Source organism: Microcoleus sp. Pol17C6 (assembly GCF_036701145.1).
GTDB lineage: Bacteria > Cyanobacteriota > Cyanobacteriia > Cyanobacteriales > Microcoleaceae > Microcoleus.
The window spans coordinates 15581-41510 of record NZ_JAUBQH010000039.1; the positions used below are offsets into that span (position 1 = coordinate 15581).

At 45.6% G+C, this 25930-nt stretch carries 16 protein-coding genes; 10 read left to right on the forward strand and 6 right to left on the reverse strand.

All coding sequences use genetic code 11. The features are described from left to right. Positions 1-49 precede the first annotated feature (49 nt). The 3 genes from QUA25_RS19135 (at position 50) to QUA25_RS19145 (ending at position 3686) form a co-directional block, all read left to right on the forward strand. The gene (locus QUA25_RS19135; protein ID WP_333040525.1) at positions 50-1477 is read left to right on the forward strand and encodes an HlyD family efflux transporter periplasmic adaptor subunit; all 1428 of its coding nucleotides are present in this window, start codon (positions 50-52) and stop codon (positions 1475-1477) included. Positions 1478-1541: 64 nt separating this feature from the next. Continuing rightward, entirely contained in the window at positions 1542-2726 is a 1185-nt protein-coding gene (devC, locus tag QUA25_RS19140) for an ABC transporter permease DevC (protein WP_333040527.1), read from the forward strand. Between the two features lie 243 nt (positions 2727-2969). After that, complete coding sequence (locus QUA25_RS19145; RefSeq protein ID WP_333040529.1) at positions 2970-3686, forward strand: DevA family ABC transporter ATP-binding protein; 717 nt, start codon at positions 2970-2972, stop codon at positions 3684-3686. Between the two features lie 116 nt (positions 3687-3802). On the opposite strand, the gene QUA25_RS19150 is transcribed toward QUA25_RS19145, so the two are convergent. The 3 genes from QUA25_RS19150 to QUA25_RS19160 all read right to left on the reverse strand — a co-directional run bounded on the left by QUA25_RS19150 (position 3803) and on the right by QUA25_RS19160 (position 7710). After that, positions 3803-4858: a glycoside hydrolase family 104 protein gene (locus QUA25_RS19150; protein ID WP_333040530.1), complete on the reverse strand. Its 1056-nt coding sequence runs from the start codon at positions 4856-4858 to the stop codon at positions 3803-3805. A gap of 102 nt (positions 4859-4960) precedes the next feature. Continuing rightward, positions 4961-6226 carry a glycosyltransferase gene (locus QUA25_RS19155; RefSeq protein WP_333040532.1) on the reverse strand — a complete coding sequence of 422 codons (1266 nt, stop codon included), beginning with the start codon at positions 6224-6226 and terminating at the stop codon, positions 4961-4963. A 566-nt stretch (positions 6227-6792) separates the two neighbouring features. Further along, a complete protein-coding gene (locus QUA25_RS19160) occupies positions 6793-7710 on the reverse strand; it encodes a YihY/virulence factor BrkB family protein (RefSeq protein ID WP_333040534.1) in 918 nt (305 codons plus the stop codon). Positions 7711-7821: 111 nt separating this feature from the next. Between QUA25_RS19160 and QUA25_RS19165 the strand changes: the two genes are divergently transcribed. Then, positions 7822-8907 (forward strand): hypothetical protein, encoded by a 1086-nt coding sequence (locus QUA25_RS19165; protein WP_333040536.1) that lies wholly within the window; start codon positions 7822-7824, stop codon positions 8905-8907. A gap of 253 nt (positions 8908-9160) precedes the next feature. Next, positions 9161-10054: a CNNM domain-containing protein gene (locus QUA25_RS19170; protein WP_333040538.1), complete on the forward strand. Its 894-nt coding sequence runs from the start codon at positions 9161-9163 to the stop codon at positions 10052-10054. A 195-nt stretch (positions 10055-10249) separates the two neighbouring features. Here QUA25_RS19170 and QUA25_RS19175 read toward each other — a convergent pair whose 3' ends face one another. Then, positions 10250-18550 carry a glycosyltransferase gene (locus QUA25_RS19175; RefSeq protein ID WP_333040540.1) on the reverse strand — a complete coding sequence of 2767 codons (8301 nt, stop codon included), beginning with the start codon at positions 18548-18550 and terminating at the stop codon, positions 10250-10252. A 345-nt stretch (positions 18551-18895) separates the two neighbouring features. On the opposite strand from QUA25_RS19175, the gene QUA25_RS19180 reads away from it, so the two are divergent. From QUA25_RS19180 to QUA25_RS19200, 5 genes are all read left to right on the forward strand, one after another. Continuing rightward, positions 18896-19063, forward strand: a complete 168-nt coding sequence (locus QUA25_RS19180) for a hypothetical protein (protein ID WP_333040542.1) — start codon at positions 18896-18898, stop codon at positions 19061-19063. Between the two features lie 45 nt (positions 19064-19108). Then, positions 19109-20947 carry an ATP-dependent zinc metalloprotease FtsH3 gene (gene ftsH3 / locus QUA25_RS19185; RefSeq protein WP_006633639.1) on the forward strand — a complete coding sequence of 613 codons (1839 nt, stop codon included), beginning with the start codon at positions 19109-19111 and terminating at the stop codon, positions 20945-20947. Between the two features lie 147 nt (positions 20948-21094). Continuing rightward, the gene (locus QUA25_RS19190; protein ID WP_190733226.1) at positions 21095-21457 is read left to right on the forward strand and encodes a nuclear transport factor 2 family protein; all 363 of its coding nucleotides are present in this window, start codon (positions 21095-21097) and stop codon (positions 21455-21457) included. Positions 21458-21697: 240 nt separating this feature from the next. Continuing rightward, positions 21698-22336, forward strand: a complete 639-nt coding sequence (locus tag QUA25_RS19195) for a bifunctional 4-hydroxy-2-oxoglutarate aldolase/2-dehydro-3-deoxy-phosphogluconate aldolase (protein ID WP_333040546.1) — start codon at positions 21698-21700, stop codon at positions 22334-22336. A gap of 101 nt (positions 22337-22437) precedes the next feature. Further along, the gene (locus tag QUA25_RS19200) at positions 22438-22959 is read left to right on the forward strand and encodes a L,D-transpeptidase (protein ID WP_333040548.1); all 522 of its coding nucleotides are present in this window, start codon (positions 22438-22440) and stop codon (positions 22957-22959) included. A gap of 124 nt (positions 22960-23083) precedes the next feature. Here the strand turns inward: QUA25_RS19200 and QUA25_RS19205 are convergent, their stop codons facing one another. Beyond that, on the reverse strand, positions 23084-23911 hold the full coding sequence (locus QUA25_RS19205) for a DUF1963 domain-containing protein (protein WP_333040550.1): 828 nt from the start codon (positions 23909-23911) through the stop codon (positions 23084-23086). Between the two features lie 73 nt (positions 23912-23984). Further along, positions 23985-25574, reverse strand: coding sequence for an Hsp70 family protein (locus QUA25_RS19210; RefSeq protein WP_333040552.1), 1590 nt, complete (start codon positions 25572-25574; stop codon positions 23985-23987). Positions 25575-25930 lie beyond the last annotated feature (356 nt).

Here is a 25930-nt window from a genome sequence, read left to right on the forward strand (position 1 = left end):
CATATCAGAACTAAACGGTTTAGTTTTATTCCTCAAAAAGAGGTATGTCATGGTACACCAACCAACAGCAGACGGCTTATCCTCAACTCCATCCCTAGTTAAACAACTCCTAGTTGTAGCAGCAGTAGCAACCCTGGGGGCAGCGGGAACCACAGGCTACACGATCTGGCGATCGCGCATACCCGATCCCAACGCAGTAGCCGCAGCAGCAGCCGTCACAGCATCGCAATTAACCACAGTTACAGCCTTGGGGCGACTGGAACCCAGAGGAGAAGTAATTAAAGTCTCCGCCTCCGGTGCCGCGGAAGGAAACCGGATCGATCGACTTTTGGTGAAAGAGGGAGACACAGTGAAAACAGGCCAAGCGATCGCAATTTTGGACAGCCGCGATCGCCTGCAAGCCGCCCTCGACCAAGCTCAAGAACAGGTGCGCGTCGCTGAGGCAAACCTAGCAAAAGTGAAAGCAGGAGCCAAAAACGGCGAAATCCAAGCCCAGAAAGCGACTATTAGCCGTTTATCCGCCGATCGCAGCAACGAGATCGCAGCGCAACAGGCGATCGTTGCCCGTCTAGAAATTGATCGCAGCACCGAAATTGCAGCGCAACAAGCCACAATTGCCCGCATCAAGGCCGAACAACAAGGTGAAATTCAAACCCAACAAGCCACAATTGCCCGTCTACAAGCCGAACTCCGCAACGCCATAAGCGAGGATCGGCGCTACTCCCAACTGTATGAACAGGGAGCAATTTCCGCCTCAACTAGCGACAGCAAAAGCCTCGCAGCCGAAACAGCCCAACAGCAACTCAACGAAGGAAAGGCAAAACTGAATCAAATTCGCCAATCCCGCCAACAACAAATTAACGAAGCCCAAGCCAAACTCAACCAAATTCAGCAATCCCGCCAGCAGCAAATTAACGAAGCGCAAGCCAAACTCAGCCAAATTCAGGAATCTCGACAACAGCAGATTAATGAAGCTGCGGCAAATCTCGATCGCATCGCCGAAGTGCGTCCCGTTGACATAGCAGCAGCCGCCGCCGAAGTCAGTTCCGCCGCTTCAGCAGCCAAAGGCGCCAAAGCCAATCTGGATCTAGCTTACATCCGTGCTCCCAGAGACGCCCAAGTCCTGAAAATTCACACGCATCCGGGGGAAAGGGTGGGAAACGACGGCATTGTCGAACTCGGACAAACTCGCGAGATGCTGGCTGTTGCGGAAATCTACGAAAGCGATGTGGACAAAGTACGCCTCGGACAAACCGCCAAAATTACTAGCGATGCTTTGACCGGCGAATTGCGCGGAACTGTCGAACATATTGGTTTGCAAGTGCAGCGGCAAAACATTGTTAACACCGATCCTTCTGCGAATATTGATAGTCGAATTGTGGAAGTAAAAGTGCGCTTAGATGAAGCTTCCAGCCAGAAAGTAGCGGGATTAACCAATTTGCAAGTCAAAGTGGCGATCGGGGAAATTAAAGATTAATAAGTCTTAAACCGCAGGGTCGCTTTCTTCAATCCAAAATCCAAAATCTAAAATCTAAAATCCTATGCTTGGACTCATAAAACCCTTACAACAATTAAGACGCAGAACTTCCCTCGGATGGCTGCAACTGAGTCACGACAAAGGCCGCATGGCCGTTGCAGTAGCAGGAATTGCCTTTGCTGACGTTTTGATGTTCATGCAGTTAGGCTTTCAAAATGCGCTTTACACCAGCAATACGCGGCTGCATCAAGCCTTGCAAACAGACTTAGTTTTGATTCACCCCCAAGCGCGAAATTTGATTAATTTGTCTTCCTTTCCCAGGCGCAGATTGTATCAAGCAATGAACGTACCGGGCGTGAAATCAGCCGAGCCGCTTTACGTAAAAATTGCTAACTGGAAAAATCCTGAAACTCGGCGCGAAACGTCGCTGATGGTCGTGGGTTTCAATCCCGATCGCCCTGCGTTTGCGCTTCCAGAAGTCAACCAAAATTTGAGCGCGATTAAATTGCCGGATACCGTGTTGTTCGATCGAGCTTCTAGGGGAGAGTACCAAGGGACGATCGCGCAAATTGCTGAAGGCAAAGCCGTTAAAGCTGAGGTAGAGCGACGCACGATTAACGTCAGCGGTTTATTCACAGTTGGAGCATCTTTTGCCGCCGACGGTATTTTGATGACTAGCGATCAAAATTACCTGCGCCTGTTTCCCAGACAAAACGCCGCGAGTGTCAATGCCGGATTAATTCAACTGCAACCGGGTGCTGACCCCATGGAAGTTCAACAAGTTTTGAAAGCATATTTACCGCCGGATGTCAAGGTACTAACCAAACAAGAATTTATCGATTTTGAGAAAAACTATTGGGCTAAGAATACTGCGATCGGCTTTGTATTTAATTTAGGCGTCGCGATGGGTTTTGTCGTTGGTGTGATTATTGTTTATCAAGTTCTCTCAACCGATGTCAGCGACCACATGGGAGAATACGCTACTTTCAAAGCGATGGGCTACCGCAATGTTTATTTACTCGGCATCGTTTTTGAAGAAGCTCTAATTCTTTCCGTCCTCGGTTTTTTGCCAGGAGTAGGAGTCTCTCTCGGACTCTACTCTTTAACTCGCAAAGCTACAAATTTACCTTTGTACATGACGCTGCTTAGAGCATTTATAGTCTTACTTTTGAACGTGATTATGTGCACTATTTCAGGAGCAATTGCCACTCGAAAACTGCAAGCAGCCGACCCGGCAGATATGTTTTAAGGGAAAATGAATCAGAGAGTATGAAAGACTAAAGCCCTGACTAAAAACATATTTTTGTAATCCTTATCTTCTTTTTCCTCTGCCTTGTTGGCGACAAAAGCGGTTTATTAGACTTGAAGTGAAAAAATTCCCAATCTTGAAATTCATCTGCCTTCATCTGCGTTCATCTGCGGTTTGCCTCTTAATCAAAGATTTAGGCAACCTTGTCTCTTAATTAAATCTCAAACCTCAAACCAAGAAGTTATGAATTCTACTACTCTCTACCCAACAACCAACGCATTACAGATTCCTGCACCTGTAGTTTCCGCGCACCAACTCGACCACTACTTCGGTCAAGGTCAACTGCGAAAACAGGTACTTTTTGACATTAATCTCGACATTGAGGCAGGTGAAATCGTGCTGATGACAGGGCCTTCCGGTTCGGGAAAAACTACGCTTTTAACTTTGATTGGCGGACTGAGATCCGGTCAATCGGGAAGTCTCAAAATTCTCGGTCAAGAGATGTGCAAAGCGAGTTCAGACCAATTGGTAAAGGCGCGGCGCAAAATTGGCTATATTTTTCAGGCGCACAATTTACACCGCAGTTTGACGGCGCTGCAAAACGTGCAGATGGGTTTGGAAGTTCACGGGAATTTGTCGCGTTCCCAAATGCGCGATCGCTCTGCAAAAATGCTAGAGTTAGTAGGACTGGAACAGCGAATTAACTATTATCCAGATGATTTGTCGGGAGGACAGAAACAAAGAATTGCGATCGCCCGCGCTTTGGTCAGTCAACCGCAAATTGTTCTAGCTGACGAACCAACAGCCGCCCTGGACAGCAAATCCGGTCGCGAAGTGGTGAATTTGATGCAGCAACTTGCCAAAGAACAGGGTTGTACTATTTTGTTAGTAACCCACGATAACCGAATTTTGGATATTGCCGATCGCATCGTTCACATGGAAGATGGAAAATTAGCTTAATTTTTAAATTTCTGAAGAATAGACATCACCCATAACTCCCTCATTTTCAATTTTGGATGTTAAAATTTAATCCAAAATTGCCCAACCCCAATCTAAACTCGTCCTGGGACTGTTCACTAATTGCTAACAACCAATCCTGGGCGGTCAATCCCCAAATTTTTCTGATACATGGCTTCGAGTGTGGGCATAGACGATTCCACAGAACCACCATAACGGCGAAAAGATGGCCAGATGTAAGCGAGTTTTCTGACTGCTGACTCTAATCGACCCGCTTCTATATCTTCTAAGGCACCTTTTTCTCGGATTAACTCTATAGCCATCAAATCTTGATTTTCTGGGCTGAAATCGCGGACGCCAAATTTTTTGGCAAATCTGTCCCAAGTGGTGCTGAGAAACTGATATCGCCCCGCTGCATCGGAACAGAGTTTTTTGCGGTAACGACGGCCGCACCTCATTTCTCTGGGATGATCTTGAAAGCTGACAAATTTCGTGCCGGTGTACTGCGTGCGGTAGCCGTCGGGGCTAGCGGTTCCTTCGGCGGCGGCTATGGTGTCGAGAAAGGCTTTGACTCGACGTTCGGGCCCGATGCTATCGAGTCTGCTATCCTGTCTGGGAGCTGGTGAATTCAGGGTTGCAGCTTCGGGTGATCGATCGCGCTCGATGTTATCCTCTCCTTTGTCTGGTGAATCGAGGGCTGCAACTTCCTGCAGGCGTTTCGGGGTGGGCGAGCTTTCTGGCGAGACCGATTGTGCCCACAGCAACCTCGGCGTCATTCGACCTAAGAAAAAGCACAAACAGATTAAGAAACCCCAAGAGAGTTGAAAACGAAGGCGTTTGGAGCGGTTCCGGCGCAGAACCGGCCACCGGTGAAGGGGGAGTGTTGCGGGCAAAATTTTCGTTTGCTGGCCGAAGGCGAACAGCGATTTCAGCGCTACCAAGGTTTGCTTGTAAAAACGTGGTGGAAGTTTCCGAGCTCTCATCGCTGTGGCGAAAGTCTCCACATCTGTCAAAGTAACTTGTGCCAGCGGTTTTGCGACAAACACTCGAAAATGGTTAGCCGCCTGCCAGCTAAAGTGCCGGTTGCGGGGGGATTGGCGATTTACCCACAGGCGAATTAGCTCCATGTCTGACATAGGGAGCAGGTGGCGTCCCAGATCTTTTGATGCGTACAAGAGTACCTCCTGATATCACTTCTAGTTGAAGGTTCCCAGCTATAACGGATGAGTGAAACAGGGATCAATGGAAACTGGCTTCAACCATACTAAGTGATACTACTAAGCGCTCACGGGGTCAAGCTCAAGGGCCGATTGTTCGAGCAGTTGAGTGTAAAGTTGACTGAGTTGGGAGGCGATACCGTCCCAACGGAAATAGGTTTCGACGCGCTGGCGGGCTGTGTGTCCGAGTTGCTGGCGCCATAGTGAGTCAAGTAACAAGCGATCGATCGCCTCGGCAAAGGCTGCTTCATTTTTCGGCGGGGCGAGCAAACCTGTTTGTTGCGGCACTACAGTATATTTCAGCCCTCCTACGTCGGAGGCGATTACGGGCGTGCCGCAGGCCATCGCTTCAATGGCGACTAAACCGAAGGGTTCGTAGTGGCTGGGAACGACGCACACATCGGCGGCGGCGTAGTAGCCAGGGAGAATGTCTCTGCTCAAGGCGCCGGGAAAACTGGTAATGTCGCTCAGCCCGAGTTCTTCAACGATGCTGCCGATACGATCGCGCTCTAGGCCGTCGCTTTCCCCCGCACGCCACCCGCCGCCAATAATGAGTTTTAAATCGGCTTTGGGCACTGCCGAAAGACTGACGGCGCGGACTAAGGTTTCGATGCCCTTGGGGGGGTCAAAACGGCCGACGTACAACACGACTTTGGTTTCGGGGGCTATGCCCAAGTGGCGGCGGGCGGTCGATCGGGCGATCGAGCCGAACCGTTCAGTGTCGGTACCGCAGGGAATGATGTCAATATTGCCTTTTAAGGAAACCAGAGACCTCATGTGTTCTTTTTCTTGGGGACTGGTAGCCACCACGCGATCGGCTGTTTCCAAAAGTGTTTTTTCGACTTGCAGCCTGGTTTTGGCAATCATCGGAATTGTCGAAACCGACTTGTATTTAACTGCTGCCAAAGAATGGTAAGTGTGAACTTGCTGCAGAGGTTGCGATTTTTTCAACTCCATTCCCACCCAAGAAGACAGCCAGTAATTCGTGTGAACTAAGGGATATTGAAACCCTGATTCTAACTGAAACTTCTGAAATTCTTGAACAAAGATTGGTAAATATCCGTATAGTTCGTCGCGGGGAATAAATTCTTGTGGCCCGGCTACTAGCCGAATTGTCCGGCAATTGGGACTGTGCTCTACAATCCTTGCTTGTTGCCGATCGGATGAGCGGGTGAACATATCAACTTGCCACCCCTGTGTAGCCAGAGCTTCGCCTACTTGACGCACGTAAACATTTTCCCCGTCCGCTTCTTCTTTGCCAATTTCCACAGAGGGATCACCCTGTACTGAGATGAGAGCGAGGATTTTTTTATTTAATGAAACCATGATTGTTTACCAAAATTTAAATATATTTTCTAAGAAGATTAAAAGTGCAATTTTGGCTGCTGCGCCGGGACTGGAATCTTCTAGCTAATTTGTATTAAAGTGAAACGGGGGGATCGATAAATCATCCTTCAGGGATAAGTTCCAGGAAAAAATTCACAGACGACTTCCTTCTGCTGACAGAGACGTGCAGCAGCTCAAACTCTAGATAATCAAAATATAAATGAACGAGGGTAAATGGAATTTTCCGTATTCTGGCCGCTGTAAAACTCGCACCTTTTAGCTATCTATAACTCGAGCCTGCTTTCAGGTTGCTGCTAGAGATGCGAGGTCAGCAGAAGGTAGAATTTTACCCCTCTGAATAAATAACTCGGGCTTTCGAGAAAGCAGAAGTCGGTCGTCCCAAAGACCGAATGTTACAGGGGAAGCGAAAAAAAAAGCAAAGTTATTGCTTTCAAAATTTTTCTTTCGTTCCGCCTTGCACCTTCTGCCTTTTTCCCTCTTGCTTCTTGCTTATTGTGTCAAACCCGGAGTGCGAGTTTAACCTCAAATTTCCCGTTTGTATAATGTTAAGAGTTCTTCCGATGTTTGCGTGGGGAGGATTCACCGTTTTCGCTGTTGAGGATATTGTTTCGCGAACCGGGCATTCTGGAGCCGTATCGGTTAGTCCAAACTTGGGTAAACTCGGCACCTAAGAAGAGAATTTGAGCGGAATAATTAATCCAAAGCAGGATAATCACGAACGAACCCGCAGCACCGTAGGTAGAGGCGATACCGCTACCTCCGAGGTAAACTCCAATTATGGATTTGCCGATAGTAAACAGCACTGAGGTGATGGCGGCGCCGATCCAAACATCATTCCAGGCAAGATGGACATCGGGCAAAAGTTTGTAAATTAAGGCAAAAAGCAGCGTAACTACGCCAAAGGAGATAGCAAAGTCCACAATCTGCCAAATGTTGATTGGTAATTGCAGCAAGCCGTTCAACCAATAGCTCACGGCGGCTAAAATCGCACTAATTACTAAAGATACTAGCAGTAAAAAGCCTATGCCTAAAATCATTGCAAAAGACAATACGCGGTCTTGCAGAAATCCCCAGATTCCTCGTCCGGGAGGCGGTGAAACATTCCAAATAGTATTGAGGGCTTCTTTAAGATTAGTAAACACGTTGGAAGCACCCCACAAAAGTGTAGCGATGCCGATTAAAGTAGCAATCATTCCCGACTTTGGTTCGGAGGCTTTGAGGATGAGTTCTTGGACGGTTTGGGCGCCTTCTTTGCCGATTAAACTTTGGAGTTGGGCGACGATTTGACCTTGGGCTGCGTCTGCACCAAAGACTAAACCGGCGATCGCAATTACGATAATTAGCAGCGGGGCGAGGGAGAAGACTGTGTAATAGGCTAGGGCGGCGGCTAAGGTTGGCGCTTTATCTTCTTGCCATTCAGTAAAAGTTTGTTTGAGCAGCGATATGACTGTTTTTAAGTTCACGGTCTTTGGTTTCCTTATACTTATCGTCCAAGGGATCTTAATAGGTTAAGAGTTTTTTAGCCTCAGCCACAAGATAGATTTATCGATTAGCAAATTCAGAAGATTACTTTTATGTCTGATTCCAACACAACTGTTAACACCACCGATATAACATTGTCCAAAAAAGCAATTTCTTGGGCAAAATTCAGCGCCCTAGTAGCGCTGGTCAATTTTTTGCTGGTACTTTTCCATTTCAGTTACCTTCAGTTGCGGCCTGTTTATCAGAGCTATTTTCCAAGTTTAGTTAAAATTTATGACCCGATTAAAGGCATTGATTCAAGTTTACAAAATCCAGAATATTTGAAAAGCGCTGACCAGTTTTGGCGAATTGATGCGTTGTTTATCGGTTTTTTTGGGGCGGAATTTTTGATTAAAAGTCTGTTCCATACGCGCCGCAAACCGGGGGTAACTTGGTTTGATTTTGTGCTGAGGCGCTGGTACGAGGTGTTTCTGGTGATACCGATTTGGCAGGGGTGGCGGATTCTGCCGGTATTGGTGCGGCTTCACAAGTCGGCTTTGGTGAATCTCGATGGCGTAGTTGCTCAAGTTACCTACGAACCGGTGGCTTATTTAGCCAATACGATCTCGGAATACATGATGGTGCGGTTTATCAATCAAGCTAAAAGTTCGATCAAACAGGGCGACGCAGCGCAGATGTTGCTGGCGCAGCAGCCGTACCTTCATGTCAATCAGGAAAATACGATCGAACAAATTACCAAGCGGATTTTGGATCTGACAATTTACAAAGTTTTGCCGCAGGTGCAACCAGATTTGGAAGAATTGCTGCACCACAATTTGGAAACAACAATCAAACAGTCGGATTTCTATCAAATCCTACAAACTATCTCTCCTATTAACATTTTGCCGACCGAGATGACGGAACAGCTAGCAAGTTATTTGACTCAAACTGCTGTGGATGTGGTATCTACTACTTATGAAGACGATAAAGGTAGAAAAATTCTCGATAATTTCAGCCAAGAATTTAATCAAAGTTTGCGGCGGGAATTGCAAGATGAGAAAACTCTCGGGGAATTGCAGTCGCTGCTGTCGGATTTGTTGGAAGAAGTGAAGTTGAATTACATTCAAGGCGGGTTGAAGTCCGATCCGGTGCAGACTTTTACAGAAATTAACTCGCTCCGGGGAGTAAGGGAAAGTTGATACAGCAATGAGTTCCGGTGTTGTCAATTAGATTTTTTTAACGAACCGATGAAACTCGCCTTAGCCCTATTATGGCGAAGGAGGATAAGAGAAGAGAAAGAGTTTACAAGTTCTGCGGGTAAGGTGCGCCTCCTCGGCGCACCTACGAATAAGAGTAGTGGGGATATCCGAAATCTCGGGGGATAAACCTATCTGAATCCCAAGCTAAAATAAAAGAATTAACCTAAAACCTCTATCATATTAGATATCTATCTTGAACAACCTTACTTGCCTGGAAATAGAAGTCGCTCAAACAATGCTGAGATTAGCAATGTTGCTGGGCTTAACACTTTTAATCGCCTTTTTTGTGGCGTCAGAACTAGCATTAGTATCAGCCGATCGCCATCAAATCCGCCAACTTGCCCAGTTGGACGATCGCCCAACCGCCAAAACTGCCGAACTCGTCCACCAAGCTCAAAACAACATACCGCATTACCTGTCTGTGACTCAAACTGGAACAACAGCAGGGAGTTTGCTGTTGGGCTGGTTGGGTGAGGGAGCGACTGTACACTGGATAGAACCGTGGATCGACAAATTGCCGATCGGTCATTTTCCCGCTATGCTGACTGCTCATTCGATCGCAGTTCCCGCAGCTTTTATCTTTGTAACTTACGTAGAAATAGTCTTAGGAGAACTAATCCCCAAAGTATTAGCAACCCACGCCCCAGAACGCACCGCTTTGCTGCTGATGCCAGCCCTCGAACTCTGCTCAAAATTACTGTGGCCGCTGCTAGCAATTCTCAACGGTACCGTGCGGCTGCTGACTGGTTGGATTACCAGTAAAGAGTCTCAACCGCTGCTGCCAGCTTCCGAGGCAACTGTTATCCAAAAAGATGCTCATTCGGCACTAATTTCAGGCCTATGGGAAGTGACAGCAGTTAACGAAAAACTCGGGTTAAACCTGCCGACTAACCAAGCTTACCAAACAATCGCCGGATTCGTGATTCACAATTTAGGTAAAATGCCCAATCAAGGCGATCGGCTATTGTGGGGTGAGTTGGAAATAGAAGCAGAAAATGTAGTAGAAGGCAGTTTAGAAACTGTGCTACTGCGTCAGGTAACTCGCCCCTTATTTGAGACTCAGCAGCCAGAACTTGTGTTAAATTGAATTACTCGGAGTAGAGACAATAATTTCTCAACTCTTTCTCTTCCGTTCTACTCTCTTGCTTGGTGTCCTACCCTACCCTTCACCGAACCCCTGCAGGGAATGGGAACGCCTTCGCCGAAGGCGTCTTCGCGGTTCGTTTAATCTTGAGATTTGAAATTAGCAACTAATCCCAAATCTCAAAAACTCCGCCTTTCATCACCCAACAGCCACCTTAACCGCACCCCCAACAAACTGCTCGTAATCCGCCAACAACCACGGAGGCAAACAAGTATTCGCATCCTGAACCTGCAACTGTCCAGGGCGACAATACAGCATCGCCGCCAACAAATTATTCACAGCTTTCGGCGTTCCAAACCCTTTACTTAACTCAGCAACCAACGAGTTAAAAAACTCGCGATCGCTCTCATGCAGCGGCTCATTAATAAACCCACTGCCCAACATTGCTTTGTAACCCTTGCCAAAATCGCTCCGGTACAAAACTTCTACTTGTTCGCCGGAAACGCTCAGCCACAAATCGGCAATTTGCTTGCGAATATGCCGCAAATCTGCTATTACCAATTCAGCCGTCGGGTCGATTTCATAAAGATTGACAGCAGCAGTTAATTGATTTATAAACTGCGGCAGATAATCTTGTTTAACAAGTGGTTGTTCTGTTGTCGTAAATGCGCTCTCAAACACCTTTTCGTAATCTTCAAGCAACCACTGGGGCAAGCGGGTGCGAGCATCGGGAACCCGCATTTTTCCCGGAACAAAATACAGCATTGCCCCCAGCAGAGCATTGATAGCTTGAGGCTGCACCAACCCTTTGCTAATTTCAGTCAATTTCTGCAAAAACTGCTGTTCGGCTTCAGTCATCGATTCTGCTTGCAAGCCGCAGCTAAGTATTGCTTGATATCCCTTGCGAACGTCTCCTCGGTAAAAACTTTCGAGTTTTTCTGAAGGAACAGTCAGCCAAAAATCAGCCATTTGTTTTCTGATTTGGCGGAGTTCCAAAACTATCGATTCGTCAGATGGATCGATGCGGTAAAGATTGACGCATCCTAACAGTTGATTCGCGAATTGCCGGGATTGAATGTATTGAGCTAGCAAATCAGTAGTTGAATCAGACTTGACGGCGGATTCAGTCTCAAAAACTTGTTCGTAATCCCCAATTAACCAGTGCGGCAAACGGTTACGAGCGTCGGGAATTCGCATGGTTCCCGGCGGGAAATACAGCATCGCAGCAAGCAAGGCGTTGACAGCTTTGGGATGCACTAATCCTTTGCTAATCTGGGTTAATTGCTGCAAAAATATTTGTTCGCTTTCGATCATCGGTTGACGTTGGAAACCGCTCTTGAGCAGGATTTGATAGCTGTTACCTGAAGCGCTTCGGTAGGCGGTTTCGAGGTTTTCGGCGGGAAGGTTGAGCCAAAAATCAGCGATTTGTTTGCGGATTTGACGCAGTTCGGATATTGCTGAGATGTTTGAGGAGTTTCGTTGGTAAAGGTTGACGGCATTCGAGAGAATCTCGTCCAAATCTGGCTGCTTGGGAATGCTATCCTGTAAGTTGCGCGATGCTTCCAGGTGGCTGCTTTGCCAGTTGCCAAAGAGTTCTTGGAATAATTTGCCGATCGCCCCAGAGTATGCCACACTGTCAAAACAAGCTGGATTAGCTTGCATTTTTTGCTGAATTTCCTGGCGATAGCGCTGCCGAAGTTCAGGATTAGTGCCGAGACTAACGGCTAGTTGAATGTAAGATGCTTCGCTATTGGCAATTAAATCGGGCATAGAGAGCGATCGTACCACCGCAGCCCCCATTCTCGATCGCAAAGTATCACCATCCCTGACAACAGTTGGAAGTCCCACCTCTAACGGATCTACAAGGGAAGTAGTCCCCGCATAGGGATAGGAATCCAAATAAACATCCCCCAACTTCAAAACTTCTTTAACATCCGCACGGTTAGGAAAACTCTTCAACACCCGCAAACGATTACTCTCAATGCCATACTTAGCAAAAACGGCTTTCATATTATTCACAAAAGCCCCCCCAGGATAATGATTAGTCCAGCTAGGGCCGAAGGGCATTAAAAACAGCACAGAATTAGGAACAGCCGCCATAATCTTTGCCCATGTTTCCCTTAACTCCGGCACTAGCTTATACAAATTCGCACTCGAAATAAAGACCACCGATTCCTCGGAAATGCCGATACTATTTCTAGTGAAATTAATGTTAGGAGTGTAAGGTTCGAGGGTATAGCTAAAACAGCAACCAGGCCCGTCAATAGTTGCTAATTGCTCGCGATAATGCTCCTGTCCTTCAGGTGAAGGTTCCATCAACTTACCAGCAATGTAATAGTCAATGTGTCGCATTCCTGTGGTAACGGGAGAATTAAAACAGGTAGTTTGTACCCGCGCCAATCGATGCAACGCCAGTAAACTAATCGGATGAGTAACCGCAGTAATATTGGTAGCAATCAGCAGAATATCTAAGTCATCAGCCCGGATTGTCTGAACTTGACTTGGCAAGTCATTAGACAGTTTAACCAGTCTGTCAGCGCGACTCTGACAATACTGCTCTAGTTTATTCCCGTCGAGATTGAGAGCGTATAAAATAATTTCAAATTGCTCTCGATTCAGATATTCAAAAGCTGGCAAGGTAGCGAAAGTTTCCGTCATCGCCCCGAAATGTTTAGTCAGGACACCAAGGCGAATTTTCGGCCTGTTAGCAGGTCTAGTCGGAAAAATGCAATCAATCGCAGCGCCACGATTTTTCATGGCATATTCAATAATATCGGCCCGCTTTGTGTATACCTCCTTGAGATTTTCACTATTAAAGTACAGAGGAATAAAGTTAGCGCTTTTCGTGAATAACGAGGCGATTTCCTGCCACACTTGTGACTTTTGGTTCTTGAAGATATTGCTATGCAAATAACTGACCCATCCCTGCACATACCGGCAATAATTGTCAGCTTCTCCTATTTCTTGAAAAAGAGTAGGCGCAGCAAACATAAATTTGAGGTAGTCGTTGACAAACCAATTAGGTATAACTGCCTTTTCATAGTTCAGCAGTAACTGATCTGCACGACGATAGAGGGCGGCTGTTAGTAGGTAGTTAATATCTTTGGGATTTTTAACTCCCTGGGATAGATGTGCTGCTAGTCGATCGATAACAGTCTTTTCGGCATCTGTCAGCGCTTCATCTTTGATATTGCTGTTTAGCAGTAGCTGCTGCGCCTTACCTGCATCACCGCCATAGGCATTTGCCACTTGTTCTGCAGGCAGATTCAGCCAATAATTGGCAAGTTGCTGCCGAGATTGGCGGATGTTAGCGAGGTTTACTTCATTAGCTTGGTCTTTTTGATACTCTCCCACATATTGGGACAGCAAAGTTAAAAATTGTTCGGGTTTGTTTAATTCAACTAATTCGTTAGCAATTAAATTGCCGTGTTGCTGCAAAATTTGCTGTGACCAACGCACTTCTTCTGGGTTGTAAAGTTGAGTGTGGAGGTGAATAATTGTGGCTCTCATTAAGTCTAATTTTGGGCGATCGCCAGCCATTTTTTGGGTTCTGCTAGAGCCGTCGCCGTGCTGCCTGTAATAGAGGTAAGGCTTAGGTAATCGATCGCCTAACCAGCCTTTTTCATAGGCAGAAACCCAAAATTCCCAATCTTCGCATCCCAGCTTCATCACTTTTTTCAAGCCGCCTACTTGCTCGTAAATCTCCCTTCTAAATAGGGAAGTAGCGGGGGCTTGATTGTCTCTCAAAAACCGATTCGCATCAAAGTCACCGTGAACAACTAAATCGCAGTTTGCTCCGAAGTGCTGCACATCTGTGTAGACAAAACCAACCTTGGGTTTTGCTAATAAAATTTCCACGCACTCCTCTAGAAAGTTGGGATGAAGTTTATCATCAGCATCTAGGAATAAAATAAACTTTCCTGACGACTGCTGAACGCCAACATTTCTCGAATCAGCGGGTCCCGTGTTGGGTTTATCTATGAGGCGAAGCGATTTTTGAGGATACAGTTTAATTAAATAATTGGCGAAGTTGCTGGTATCATCGGTGCTGCCATCATTGACAATTATGCACTCCCAGTTTGGATAAGTTTGACGGACAACACTTTCAACAGCTTCTCTGAGTAAAGTTGCGTGATTGTAGCAGGGAATGATTACGCTGACGAGTGTTTCTGCGGAGGTGCGGTAGGGCATGGCATTTAGCTGTGATGGAGAGAGTGAAACAGGTAATGTAGTGGCTGGTTTTACACCTCGGCGAGTGATCCCATATTCATCCCATATTTGCCGAGTTTCTTGGTACGATATTGGCGATGAATGTTGCAAACCTTGTTGATTTTCGTAGTACAAGCCGAGAATTTCTGGCAAGTACACAATATTTTCGCTTTTGCCAATCCGCAGCCAAAATTCGTAATCGCCAGCCGCCGTAAATTCGCTTCGGAAATAGCCGTGTTTTTCGTGCAGCGATTTTCTCCACATCGGCTGAGGGCCAATAATGCAGCGCCGTTCGAGTTCGCTGTAGTCAAATGCTGGCCACTTCCAGCGCTTTTGTGCTTGGGTTTTTGCAAAAGTATCGTTAGCTGTGCTGGTGATTAATTGGTCAGCATAAACCAGACTTACTGTGGCATTTTCATCCAAGTATTTCGCCATGATTTCTAGGGCATCGGGGCGATGTCTGTCATCGGTATTAGCATTAGTCATGTAAGCTCCGCGCGACATCTTAATGCCTCGATTCCAGGCTGCATATAGTGTTTCGCGGTCAGAAGTGCGATCGTACACTATATTCGGATATTTCGCTTGAAATTCCCGCACAACAGACTGTTCATTTTCTTGGGAACGGCTGTCAATTACTATGATTTCGAGTTGGCCTTGTTTGTACAGGGTTTGCTCTACCAAGTCATCCAAGCAGCCGCGGATAAATTTTTCGGAATTGTAAGTAGAAACGATCGCAGATACTTTAAAAGCGGAGGGGAGAGGCTGCGAGTTCTCACCATTCCCTAATTCCCCCTGCAAGGCTCCATCAGTTGGCTGTTGAACGGAAGCATTCTCCGAATGTGCGTGCTCAGCTACTTGAACCAAAGCTGAGCTAACAATTGCAGCCATTTTCGACCAGGAAAACTTCTTAGCTTGCTCTAACCCCGCCGCAATTAATGAGTTGCGGACAGCGGGCTTCTGTATTTCCTGCAAAGCATTGACAAGCCCAATAACATCATCCCCGTTTACATAAACCGCTGCTTGTCCTGCTACTTCTGGAATCGAGCCGTTTGGACAGGTGATGACTGGACAACCGCAAGCCATTGCCTCAAGGACTGGCAACCCAAAGCCTTCATATTTCGACGGATAAACTAACACTGAAGCACCAGAATAAGCAGCTCTCAGTTCGCTGTCGCTTAGTTGCAGCGTGTGGACAGTATTCCCAGAACAGTACAATTCCAGCTCGGGTTCTAATATAGGTTTGCCACCTGCACAGACTATATCAAAGTCAAACTTGTTGGCAAGTTGAGAAAAGGCTTTGAAGAACAATATCCCGTTCTTGTAACCATGCCAGCCTACCCTTTCGCCTACCAAAAGAAAATAGGGCTTGGTAATGCTGTATTTTGACTTAAAGCCTGAAATTTCTTCTCTATCGGCTGGCGAAAAATTGGCATCAATTCCGCAGTGTGCTACAGCGATAGAATTTGAAGAAATATGCGGAAAAACCTTAATTAAATCGCGGGCTGTATTTTCCGAAATGGTGATGTATGCCGAGGCGTGGCGGATACCGCAATGCTTTTCTCTCCACTCGGAATGACCAATATTTTGCCCCATCAACTCTGGAATCATGTCGTAGGCCATGAATACCGATCGCGTTGACAAAGGGGTTGTATAATAAGTAGAAATAAATAAATCGGCTTTTTCTTCATCGCAGATTTGTTGGAGCATCGCGCGATCGCGATCGGTATTACCATAATCGTAAAGGGGAATATTTCGATAACGGATACCGGTAATTTTTGGGGCAGTTCCGTTTCGATCTAAAATGATAATATTTTGAGCAAAGTTCGTATTTGCCCATTCTTGCCAGAGGGATTTCCAAACGCGAGCAATGCCTGTATTATTATGTTGAAAAAATACACCATCAATGAGAATTGTCGGATATTTTTGGCTAGGGTTAACAGCAAGTGCAGGTAAAGCAGACACAGTTTTAAAGTGCCAATTTTTTGTACTAATATCTCGTTGTGCAAGGGGTTCTACTCCACAAGCGATCACGCTATTGACTTGAGTTTCATCCTTAACCCAATCAAAGTATTGACGCAATAAGACAGGAAATTGAGTCTGTTGTTGCAGATTTAACCATTGGGAAGTCGCATTTTTATAACCATAATATTGCTCTTTAAAGCGCAATTGATTCGGGGTAACGTAGGCAAAATGTTGGAAAACTAACCCCTCTTTTTCGGTTTCTTGATGTTGAAAAGGATTAACAAACGCGACATCGCGCCATTTACCGTTAGGTAAGGGTTCCGCTAATCTGGGCGGTTCATGGGTTGCCCATACCATACCTGGTTTAAAACGCCAAGTGCGTAGCCATTCATATTGAGGATTATTTGCATAACAATTACGAGTGCTAATAACTAAATTTTCCCCAACAAAATACCAACACCAATAAAAAGCCGCTGTTTTTTCAGGATGTTCAATAAACATCTGTCGAGTTTTGCAAATCTGCTCAAAAGTCCAGAGTTCATCTACATCAATTTGCCACAATAAACACTCTTCAGAAATCCGGGAAAGAGGAGCATTTATCATTTCTCGTTTCCCTTCCCAAAATTCGCCTTCTGGCTTACGATAAATGCTAATATTTTGGGGATAGAGACGAGCCAGTTCATCTAAATATTCGGTAGTCCCATCCAGGCTGCGCCCCTCGCGATGAACCTCATCAGAAATATTACCGCCCAGAGTGACACTCCAAGCCGTATCATGTTTTAAATCTGCCACCCCCTCGACAATATGCCAGTGCCATCGAAAGGGTAATTTTTTCAAGACATCAATATGATAACGGATGAACGGTTCACCGTTAAGGACAATAGTGAAAAAGTGAACGCTCAGGAGCTTTGTACCCGCCAGAGGTTTTGTACCCTCTACATAGATGGACTCATGCTTCCTTGCTTTTAAATCTAAGCCTAGTTCAAAGGATCTTAGTCTGACATCTTCAAATCCAGCATTAGCAATAATCTTGGGGAGGTTTTCTTCATCGAACAGAAAGCGGTGATGACCGTCCATGTACGCAATATAGTTAATGAAGTCTATTTTTGAATGATAGTGAAATGCTGGCTTATAAAGACAATGTTTTTGCGCGTCAAAGCTTTCTGGCTTCCCATAAGCCTCTATATATATCCTCGCGTTGGGTACTGCTACTTTGAATACTCCTCCTGGTTTTAGGACTCGATAGCATTCAGAGAGCAAGTTAACCATAGGGCAGGGGTAAGAGAAGTGTTCTAATAAATGAGATGAATATATTTGCTCTACACAATTGTCTGGGAAAGGAAGGGGTTGTGATAAATCAAGACATAAATCGCTCCTAGGATCTAGATCAATTGTCGTCCACCCTTCCATTCTTTTTTCTGAAGCCCCTAGCTCCAGCTTAATAGGCTTTCCGCTCTCAAAAAGGGACTCAATGGCATTTGAATTTTTCATCGAAAGGTTTGATAATGACTGACTCATCGGTCTGAACCCGCTTGGATATGATGTTCTAGAAGCGAGGGGATTCGATAAATCCTTTGAGCTGACGTCATTTTTGATTTCTGCTGGAATGAGAGCGATATAATTTTCAGACAAAGAGCTTGAGCCTGCTACGGCGGAATCTAATTTTCTGAAAATCGCATAACCGTGCCGAATCGAAAAGCTTTGTTCTACGATTTTATAGTTGGGATCTTTGAGAAGTTTATGGTAATTATTATAATTTTTAAAGGTATTAATATCATCTAGCAATATAAATTTAGCGCCATAGACTTCATCTAATTCAGCTTCCCCGGTAAATTCAGAACCATCTATTAAGACAACATCAAAAAAAATGATTTTGTTTTCTGATTTTATTTGCTTAATTCCTGCCTGAGATACTCCAGAATTTTGAAGATATTTTAGGTCTTGTTTGAGCCAATCTAATACTCGTTCTATGGGGTATTGATTAAGTGCTGTTTGGTAAGAATTATAAAAATTAAGAACTTCTTTTTCTTGAGCAAATTTGTTCATTCCTACTGATGAAACATTATAACATTTTACAAAGCCTTCCTTAGCATATCTGTTTTGTAGTGCGGTAAATCTTGCCTGGGAAATTTCCATGCAAAAAAGTTGAGGATGATGGGGATTTTCTCTAATTCCTGTGACAAATGCTTCTGTACTTCCCTCACCGGAAGATGACCCTATTTCTAAAATGGTTTTGATATCTTCTTGTTTGGCTATTTGTTTAATAGCCTGATAAAATTGATCGTACTTAATTTCTGCGGGAATGATTTTATTAATTTCTGAAGTCATGATAAAATTTTCTCCTTAATTCATTGTGTGATTAATCTGGGAATGCGTTTTCTAAAAAAAAACCTGAAGTTAAATTTAGTTACGAAAGAAAGCAGATTTTTGAGATCAGACTATTGGGGTAAATGACGATTTGTGGTAAACACACTTGGTTTCTGGGTCAGTCCTACTTTACCTTACCTAACAGTTTAAGAGAACTTACGCGTAACTACCAAATAAACCGGGTTTTTCACTTTTTTTAAAGACTCAAGTGCAGTATTTCCGTCAACAAACCCGGTTTCTGCATGGCTATTTAACCGAAAAAGGGATTAACGCGATCGCCACCAGTTTTGATAATCTTGACAAATTATGCCTTATAGTGTAAGAAGATACCCAAAAATTAGGACAACACCCGAATCTCCTGACGCCGCCCAGGGCAGTTCCGTTCCCGCGACCTCAGACCGCCACAGCATGGCCGGGATTCCTCACCACACAAAAACAAGTTACAATTACGTTAAGATTGATGAACATAAATAAAAATTCCCAAATCACAGGGACTAAAAATTAGGAGGATCGACCTCGGTGAATAAACGGTGGAGAAACGCTGGCCTGTACGCACTGCTGGCTATTGTAGTCATTGCCTTAGCAACGGCTTTTTTTGACAAACAGCCCCCAAGCCGCGAAGTTTGGAAGTACAGTCAATTCATTCAGGAAGTCGAAGGCAAGAGAGTAGACAAAATAAATATCAGTTCCGATCGCAGCAAAGCCCTGGTCACAGCCCAGGACGGCAACAAGGTACTCGTTAACCTGCCGAACGACCCCGAACTGATCAACATCCTGACCAAAAATAACGTAGATATTTCAGTTCTTCCCCAAAGCGACGAAGGCTTCTGGGTAAAAGCCCTCAGCAGCCTGTTCTTCCCGATTTTGCTTTTGGTCGGACTGTTTTTCCTGGTGCGGCGCGCCCAAAACGGGCCCGGCAACCAAGCCATGAACTTCGGCAAATCCAAAGCTAGAGTCCAAATGGAGCCACAAACTCAGGTGACTTTCGGCGACGTGGCCGGCATCGAACAAGCCAAGCTAGAGCTCGCAGAAGTCGTGGACTTCCTGAAAAATGCAGACCGCTTCACCGCAGTCGGAGCAAAAATCCCCAAAGGCGTGCTGCTGGTCGGCCCTCCCGGAACAGGCAAAACCCTGCTGGCAAAAGCAGTTGCTGGAGAAGCAGGCGTTCCCTTCTTCTCGATTTCCGGTTCAGAATTTGTGGAAATGTTCGTCGGCGTCGGTGCTTCGCGCGTCCGCGACTTGTTTGAACAAGCTAAATCTAACGCTCCTTGTATCGTATTTATCGATGAAATTGACGCCGTAGGCCGCCAGCGGGGCGCTGGTTTGGGCGGTGGTAACGACGAACGGGAACAAACCCTCAACCAGTTGCTGACTGAAATGGACGGCTTTGAGGGTAATACTGGCATCATTTTGATTGCTGCCACGAACCGCCCCGATGTACTCGATGCGGCGCTGCTGCGTCCGGGTCGCTTCGATCGCCAAGTTGTAGTCGATCGCCCCGACTTCGGAGGCCGCCTAGAAATTCTCAACGTTCACGCCCGCGGCAAAACTTTGTCGAAAGACGTGGATTTGGAAAAAATCGCCCGCCGGACACCCGGTTTCACCGGTGCGGATTTGTCCAACCTACTCAACGAAGCAGCAATTTTAGCCGCCCGCCGCAACTTGACCGAAGTCTCGATGGATGAAGTCAACGATGCGATCGACCGCGTGCTCGCAGGCCCGGAAAAGAAAGACCGCGTGATGAGCGAAAAGCGCAAAACTTTGGTAGCTTACCACGAAGCCGGTCACGCTTTAGTCGGCGCGCTGATGCCCGATTATGACCCTGTGCAGAAAATTAGCATTATCCCCCGCGGCCGCGCTGGCGGTTTGACTTGGTTCACACCCAGCGAAGATCGGATGGATTCTGGCTTGTATTCTCGGTCTTACTTGCAAAATCAAATGGCGGTAGCTTTGGGCGGCCGCATTGCTGAAGAGATTGTCTTCGGCGAAGAAGAAGTAACAACCGGTGCGTCGAACGACTTGCAGCAAGTGGCAAGAGTAGCGCGCCAAATGGTGACTCGCTTCGGAATGAGCGATCGGCTAGGCCCTGTGGCTCTCGGTCGCCAACAAGGCAATATGTTCATGGGTCGCGATATCATGGCTGAACGCGATTTCTCTGAAGAAACCGCAGCGACGATCGATGATGAAGTGCGTTTGTTGGTAGAACAAGCTTACCGCCGCGCTAAAGATGTACTCGTCGGCAACCGCCACGTCCTTAATGCTTTGGCAGATATGCTAGTTGAAAAGGAAACGGTGGATGCGGATGAATTGCAAAATTTGTTAGCTAATAGCGATGTGAAAATGGCGACGATCGCCTAATCGATTTTACAATTTAGATTTGGGATTTTAGATTTAATCTAAAATTTGAAATCGATAATTGGGGTGATTCTGGGATTGTCTGGAATCGCCCCGATTTTTTTGTGGGCACACAGGAAGCAGCCAAAAAAAGCATTGGAGTAGCAAACCATGATCGTCACTGAAGATAGAGCGCGTGAACTTGCACTTGATTGGGTTGAAGCTTGGAATACTCATAACCTCGATCGAATCATGTCCCATTACGCAGAAGATGTAATTCTGATATCGCCTGTCGCAGCGCAACTGCTAAACGAACCATCTGGGACAGTGACAGGCAAAGAAGCCCTACGAAACTACTTCAAAAAGGGGCTGGAAGTTTATCCTGACCTCAAGTTTGAGTTGCTTGATGTGATGTGGGGAGTTTCCAGTGTTGTCCTTTACTACATCAACCAAAAAGGCACGAAGGCAGGTGAGTTTATGGAAGTCAGTTCAACCGGAAAAGTGACTAAAGTTGTTGCTCATTACAACGGGTAGAGCGAGGTTATGCAAATGGCGGTAATATGGATGGCACAACCGAGCGATGCTGAGGCTTGACTTACTCTAGCTAGCGAGTCAAACGCAGTCCACTCGCCTGTGGTGTAAAGAAAATAACGCAATTTTAACCGCCCCCTCGGAAACCCACGGAGGTGGGTTTTGCTTGTATAGATGCGGTTTCAACCGCTCGGTCTTCCGATATGAACTGTATTGAATTATCTGGGGGCAAAATCAGTTAGGATGAATCATCAATCTTGGTTGACACTACTAAAAAAACACCGGGCGATCGCAGTCATCCGTTCCTCAGATAAGGAAGTTGCTTGGCAGATGGCATCAGCGGTAGCAGCAGGCGGAATCCAGTTTATTGAAATTACTTGGAATACCCACAAAGCCGCTGAATTAATTCCCCAACTCCGGTCTGAATTCCCTACTTTTAGTATTGGCACCGGCACTTTATTAAATTTAGAACAGTTGCAACAAGCAATCGACTGCGGTGCTCAGTTTCTGTTTACTCCGCATACCGATTTAAGTATGATTAAAACAGCAGTTAATGCCGGAGTGCCGATCGTCCCCGGTGCTTTTTCTCCTACGGAAATTGTGACCGCGTGGCAAGCAGGCGCTACCTGCGTTAAAGTGTTTCCGATATCGGCTTTGGGAGGCGCGGCTTACCTGAAAAGCCTGCAAGGCCCCCTGGGAAACATTCCTTTAATTCCCACGGGCGGGGTGACGCTGGAAAATGCGAAAGTATTTATTGACGCCGGGGCGATCGCCGTTGGTTTGGCCGGAGATTTATTTCCTAAACACTTAGTGGAAAATCGCGATTGGCGGGCGATCGCCCAAATTGCACGAGATCTTACCCAAAACTTAACAACTTGTTAAGTCCAGTTTCCCAATCCAACATTTCAAATCTAAAATCTAAAATAGGACAAGCCAATCTAAAATCTAAAACCTAAAATCTAAAATAGTACGAGGTGTGAGAAATGAACAGCATTATCAACTCAACTTACTTCCGCCGCGCTGGAACTTTCTGTGCCGGCTGCGCCCTCACTTTTGCTACATTCTGCGGCGGTTCAATGACCGCATTGGCCAGCGAAGAACACAACATAATTGCCAATAAAATTATGCTGTTGCAGCAATCCAGCGAACGCTGGATTGAAATAGATTTGTCAAGACAAAGGTTAATAGCTTGGGAAGGAAATACACCCGTTTACGCGGTGATTATTTCCAGCGGCAAATCATCGACTCCCACCCGCACGGGAACCTTTGCCGTTGAAACCAAACACCGCGTTACTAGAATGACTGGGCCGGACTACGACGTGCCGGACGTTCCCTATACAATGTATTACGACGGAGGCATGGCAATTCACGGCGCTTACTGGCACAATTTGTTTGGCAATCCCGTTACTCACGGCTGCACAAATGTAGCTGTCAATCACGCTAAATGGCTATTTGAATGGGCCTCGGTGGGAACACCCGTGGTGGTACACAAATCTCAGGTTTAGGGCATTGGGCATTGGGCCTTGGGCATAGTCAAACACTATTCAATCTGTTAGAACCCCGACTTCTTAAAGAAGTCGGGGTTCTGGATATTATGTTTTTTTAGGTGTGCTTACTTAACTGCTGCTTTTAACAACAATCCCAATTGTATAAAACTTTACTAAAATATAATTCTCTGAGTGCTGATTCATCAATAAAAAAGTTACCTACACCACTGTCTCCCCACATGATATCTACTGTCTCATTGCAATCGGTATCCATTTGGAATAGAAGAATATCCGGCTTTTGTTTTTGATCGGAGTTACTATTATATTTTCTTACGTCGTCTTGTGTAAAATATGGATAACCACCTATTTTATGACCAAAGGAATTCGATATTTCTCGGTACTCATCCTCAATTTCTGGGTTCATAAATAACTCGTTAATTTCTTCTCCTAATAGTTCAATAAATTGGTAGTCATTGGTACTAAGCGGCGCATATTTTTTAGTAAATTGCAAGCTGCAACAGCCACGAACAGGAAAATTTTCTAGTTCCGGCAAAAAATCATAATTGGTAATCATGTTTTCAACTGTGAAGTCTGGCTGAGGAAAATAGATTATTTTGAATCTGTCTTCGAGTGCGGGATTATCTAGATTGGCGGGATTGCCGAAATCTAAACCATATAGGTCATCGTCGGCTATATAGAACTGTAAGATACCCCGATCGGGAAAACCCTCTAAAGGCGGTATTTCATCAAAGTTGAGTTGCGCTAGCAAAAATAAATATTTACCGTCACAAGTTTTGGGATATTCAAAGCCTTTAGGTAAATAAGGTAATCCCCCAAATTTACTCTGCCACCAATTAACGTCATCATTATTCTGGGTTTGGATTTCGATGTAAGGTTTAATGGTAGCTTCGATTCTGTCGCGATACTTTTCTAGTTCTGGAGAGAGTGGAGATTGTAGTTTGTAGTTCATCTGCTATTAACAATTTGTTATGAAGGCAATCCGTAGGTTGCGCCGAAGCGCACCTTACCTGTAAAGTCTCTCCTTAACTTAGCTGCACCACTGGTTTATCCTCTAACAAAGTTTCATTGGTCAACAAATCTTCGACGGTAATTCGCAAAAAGCGCTGTTCGTCAACGCGGAACAAAACTTTTATGCGATCGCTCCCCGGATACCCAGGCGGCGTCAATTGAGCGATGCTGCGGGCTCCTTCTTTATCATTTAAGGGCTGTACCGATGTTTGGCCCGCGAGTTGGCGAGTAATTAGTCTGTCGCCGTCAAAATATATCTCCGTCCCACCAGTTTCCGCTCCCAATTCGCCGATAATTAATTCTATACTTGGCTGATTTTCTAAAGAAGCCCCCAAGACTAATTCTACCGGTTGGCTCATCGGATAAGACTGGCCGGATTTGATTAAACTGTGCCAACTGTGGCAATTGTCGCGGCGGTTCCAGTAGCGAATTCCGTAACTGTGATAGAGAAAATCTTTTATTTCTAGCCCTTGACTCAGTTGCAGAGCACCTTGGGCGATCGCCTCAAAGGGTTTGTCGCAGCGAATTTTTGCGGGCTCGAAATATTGCTCCACCCAACGCCCGACAGCGGGAATTTGTACAGTACCGCCAACTAGCAAAACTGCATCGATATCCCCAATTTCTAAGCCTTGACGCCGCGCTTGCTGCAATACTTGATTCATGCACTCGTCGAGTTTGTCAAAAAACTGATGTTCAGCGAGGATAGATTCAAAACGAGTTCGGTCTAATTCTAATTCGTAACTCTCAAAGTTTTCGTCATCAAAATAAACCTCAACTGCCTGATTCACTAAAGACAACTGAATCTTTAACCGTTCTGCCAATCTCGTTGTAATCGGAGATTTTGCCAGCCCTTTTGTTTTAACAAAATAGTCAACCAGCCAATTATCAATATCAGAACCGCCTAAATTTTGTCCGGCTTTAGCCAAAACCCGGGCAACTTTTGTTTTTTGCGCTGAAGATTCAGCTAATAGCTTTTCGCCCCACTTGAGAATAAAACCGAGGGGCTTTTTGTCGGAGGAAGCGTCCAAACGCACCAAAGAAAGGTCTAGAGTTCCGCCGCCGAAATCAATGACTAACAGATTTTCGCGATCGGCTAAACCGTAACCCAAAGCAGCCGCCGTAGGTTCGTCCAACATCCGCACCTGTTCTACTTGCAGAGATTGAGACACTTTGCCCAACCAATGGCGGTAAGCTTCAAAACTATCTACCGGCACAGTAAAAATCAAAGAATCGATCGGCAAAGGCAGTTGGCGAATTGAGTTCACAATTTGGCTCAAATACCACTCACCTACTTGTTCAAAAGTAATAAGTTGCCCGTCAAGTTCCGGCACAAAACCCTGAACTGATGTGCCAATTCCTCGCTTAAAATTGCGGAAAAACCGAGAATCTCCACTCAAATCAAGGCCTCTGTCGCGGACTTGCTGACCGAGTATTACTTTATTTGCCACAGCGTCCTCAACGTAGAGCAAACTGGGAATTAAGGGCGGGTTTTGAGCCAAGATTGCCGACAATCCCGGTAATTTCAAAGTTTCGGGCTGCTGGAGGACTTGATTCCAGCGAGCGACGACGGTGTTGCTAGTTCCAAAATCAATTGCGATCGTCATTCAGCCAAAATACACAACTACTAGGGATTTAATCATATTATGGTATTTGGAGTCCCCAATGCCAACAGATTATCAAATTGTGCTGGAATAAAGACTTTGTTGCCACAAAAACTCCTTTAGGGCGGAGTCTTCAATTTTGTGCAACTGCATATTTTTCGACGCCACAAATAAGCACCACTTTTATAAGCGACACAAAACTCATACCATTTTAGATTTTAAAATGGGGAATGAATTACTGCATAAAGGTTGGGATTACTGGTCTACAGTTATATTGTTTTTTGAAAGTGGTATCGCCTGTCCGCAGTGGCCCCGCTTTTACCTTTGATATCAATCCAATTTTAAAAATAAGCGTAAAA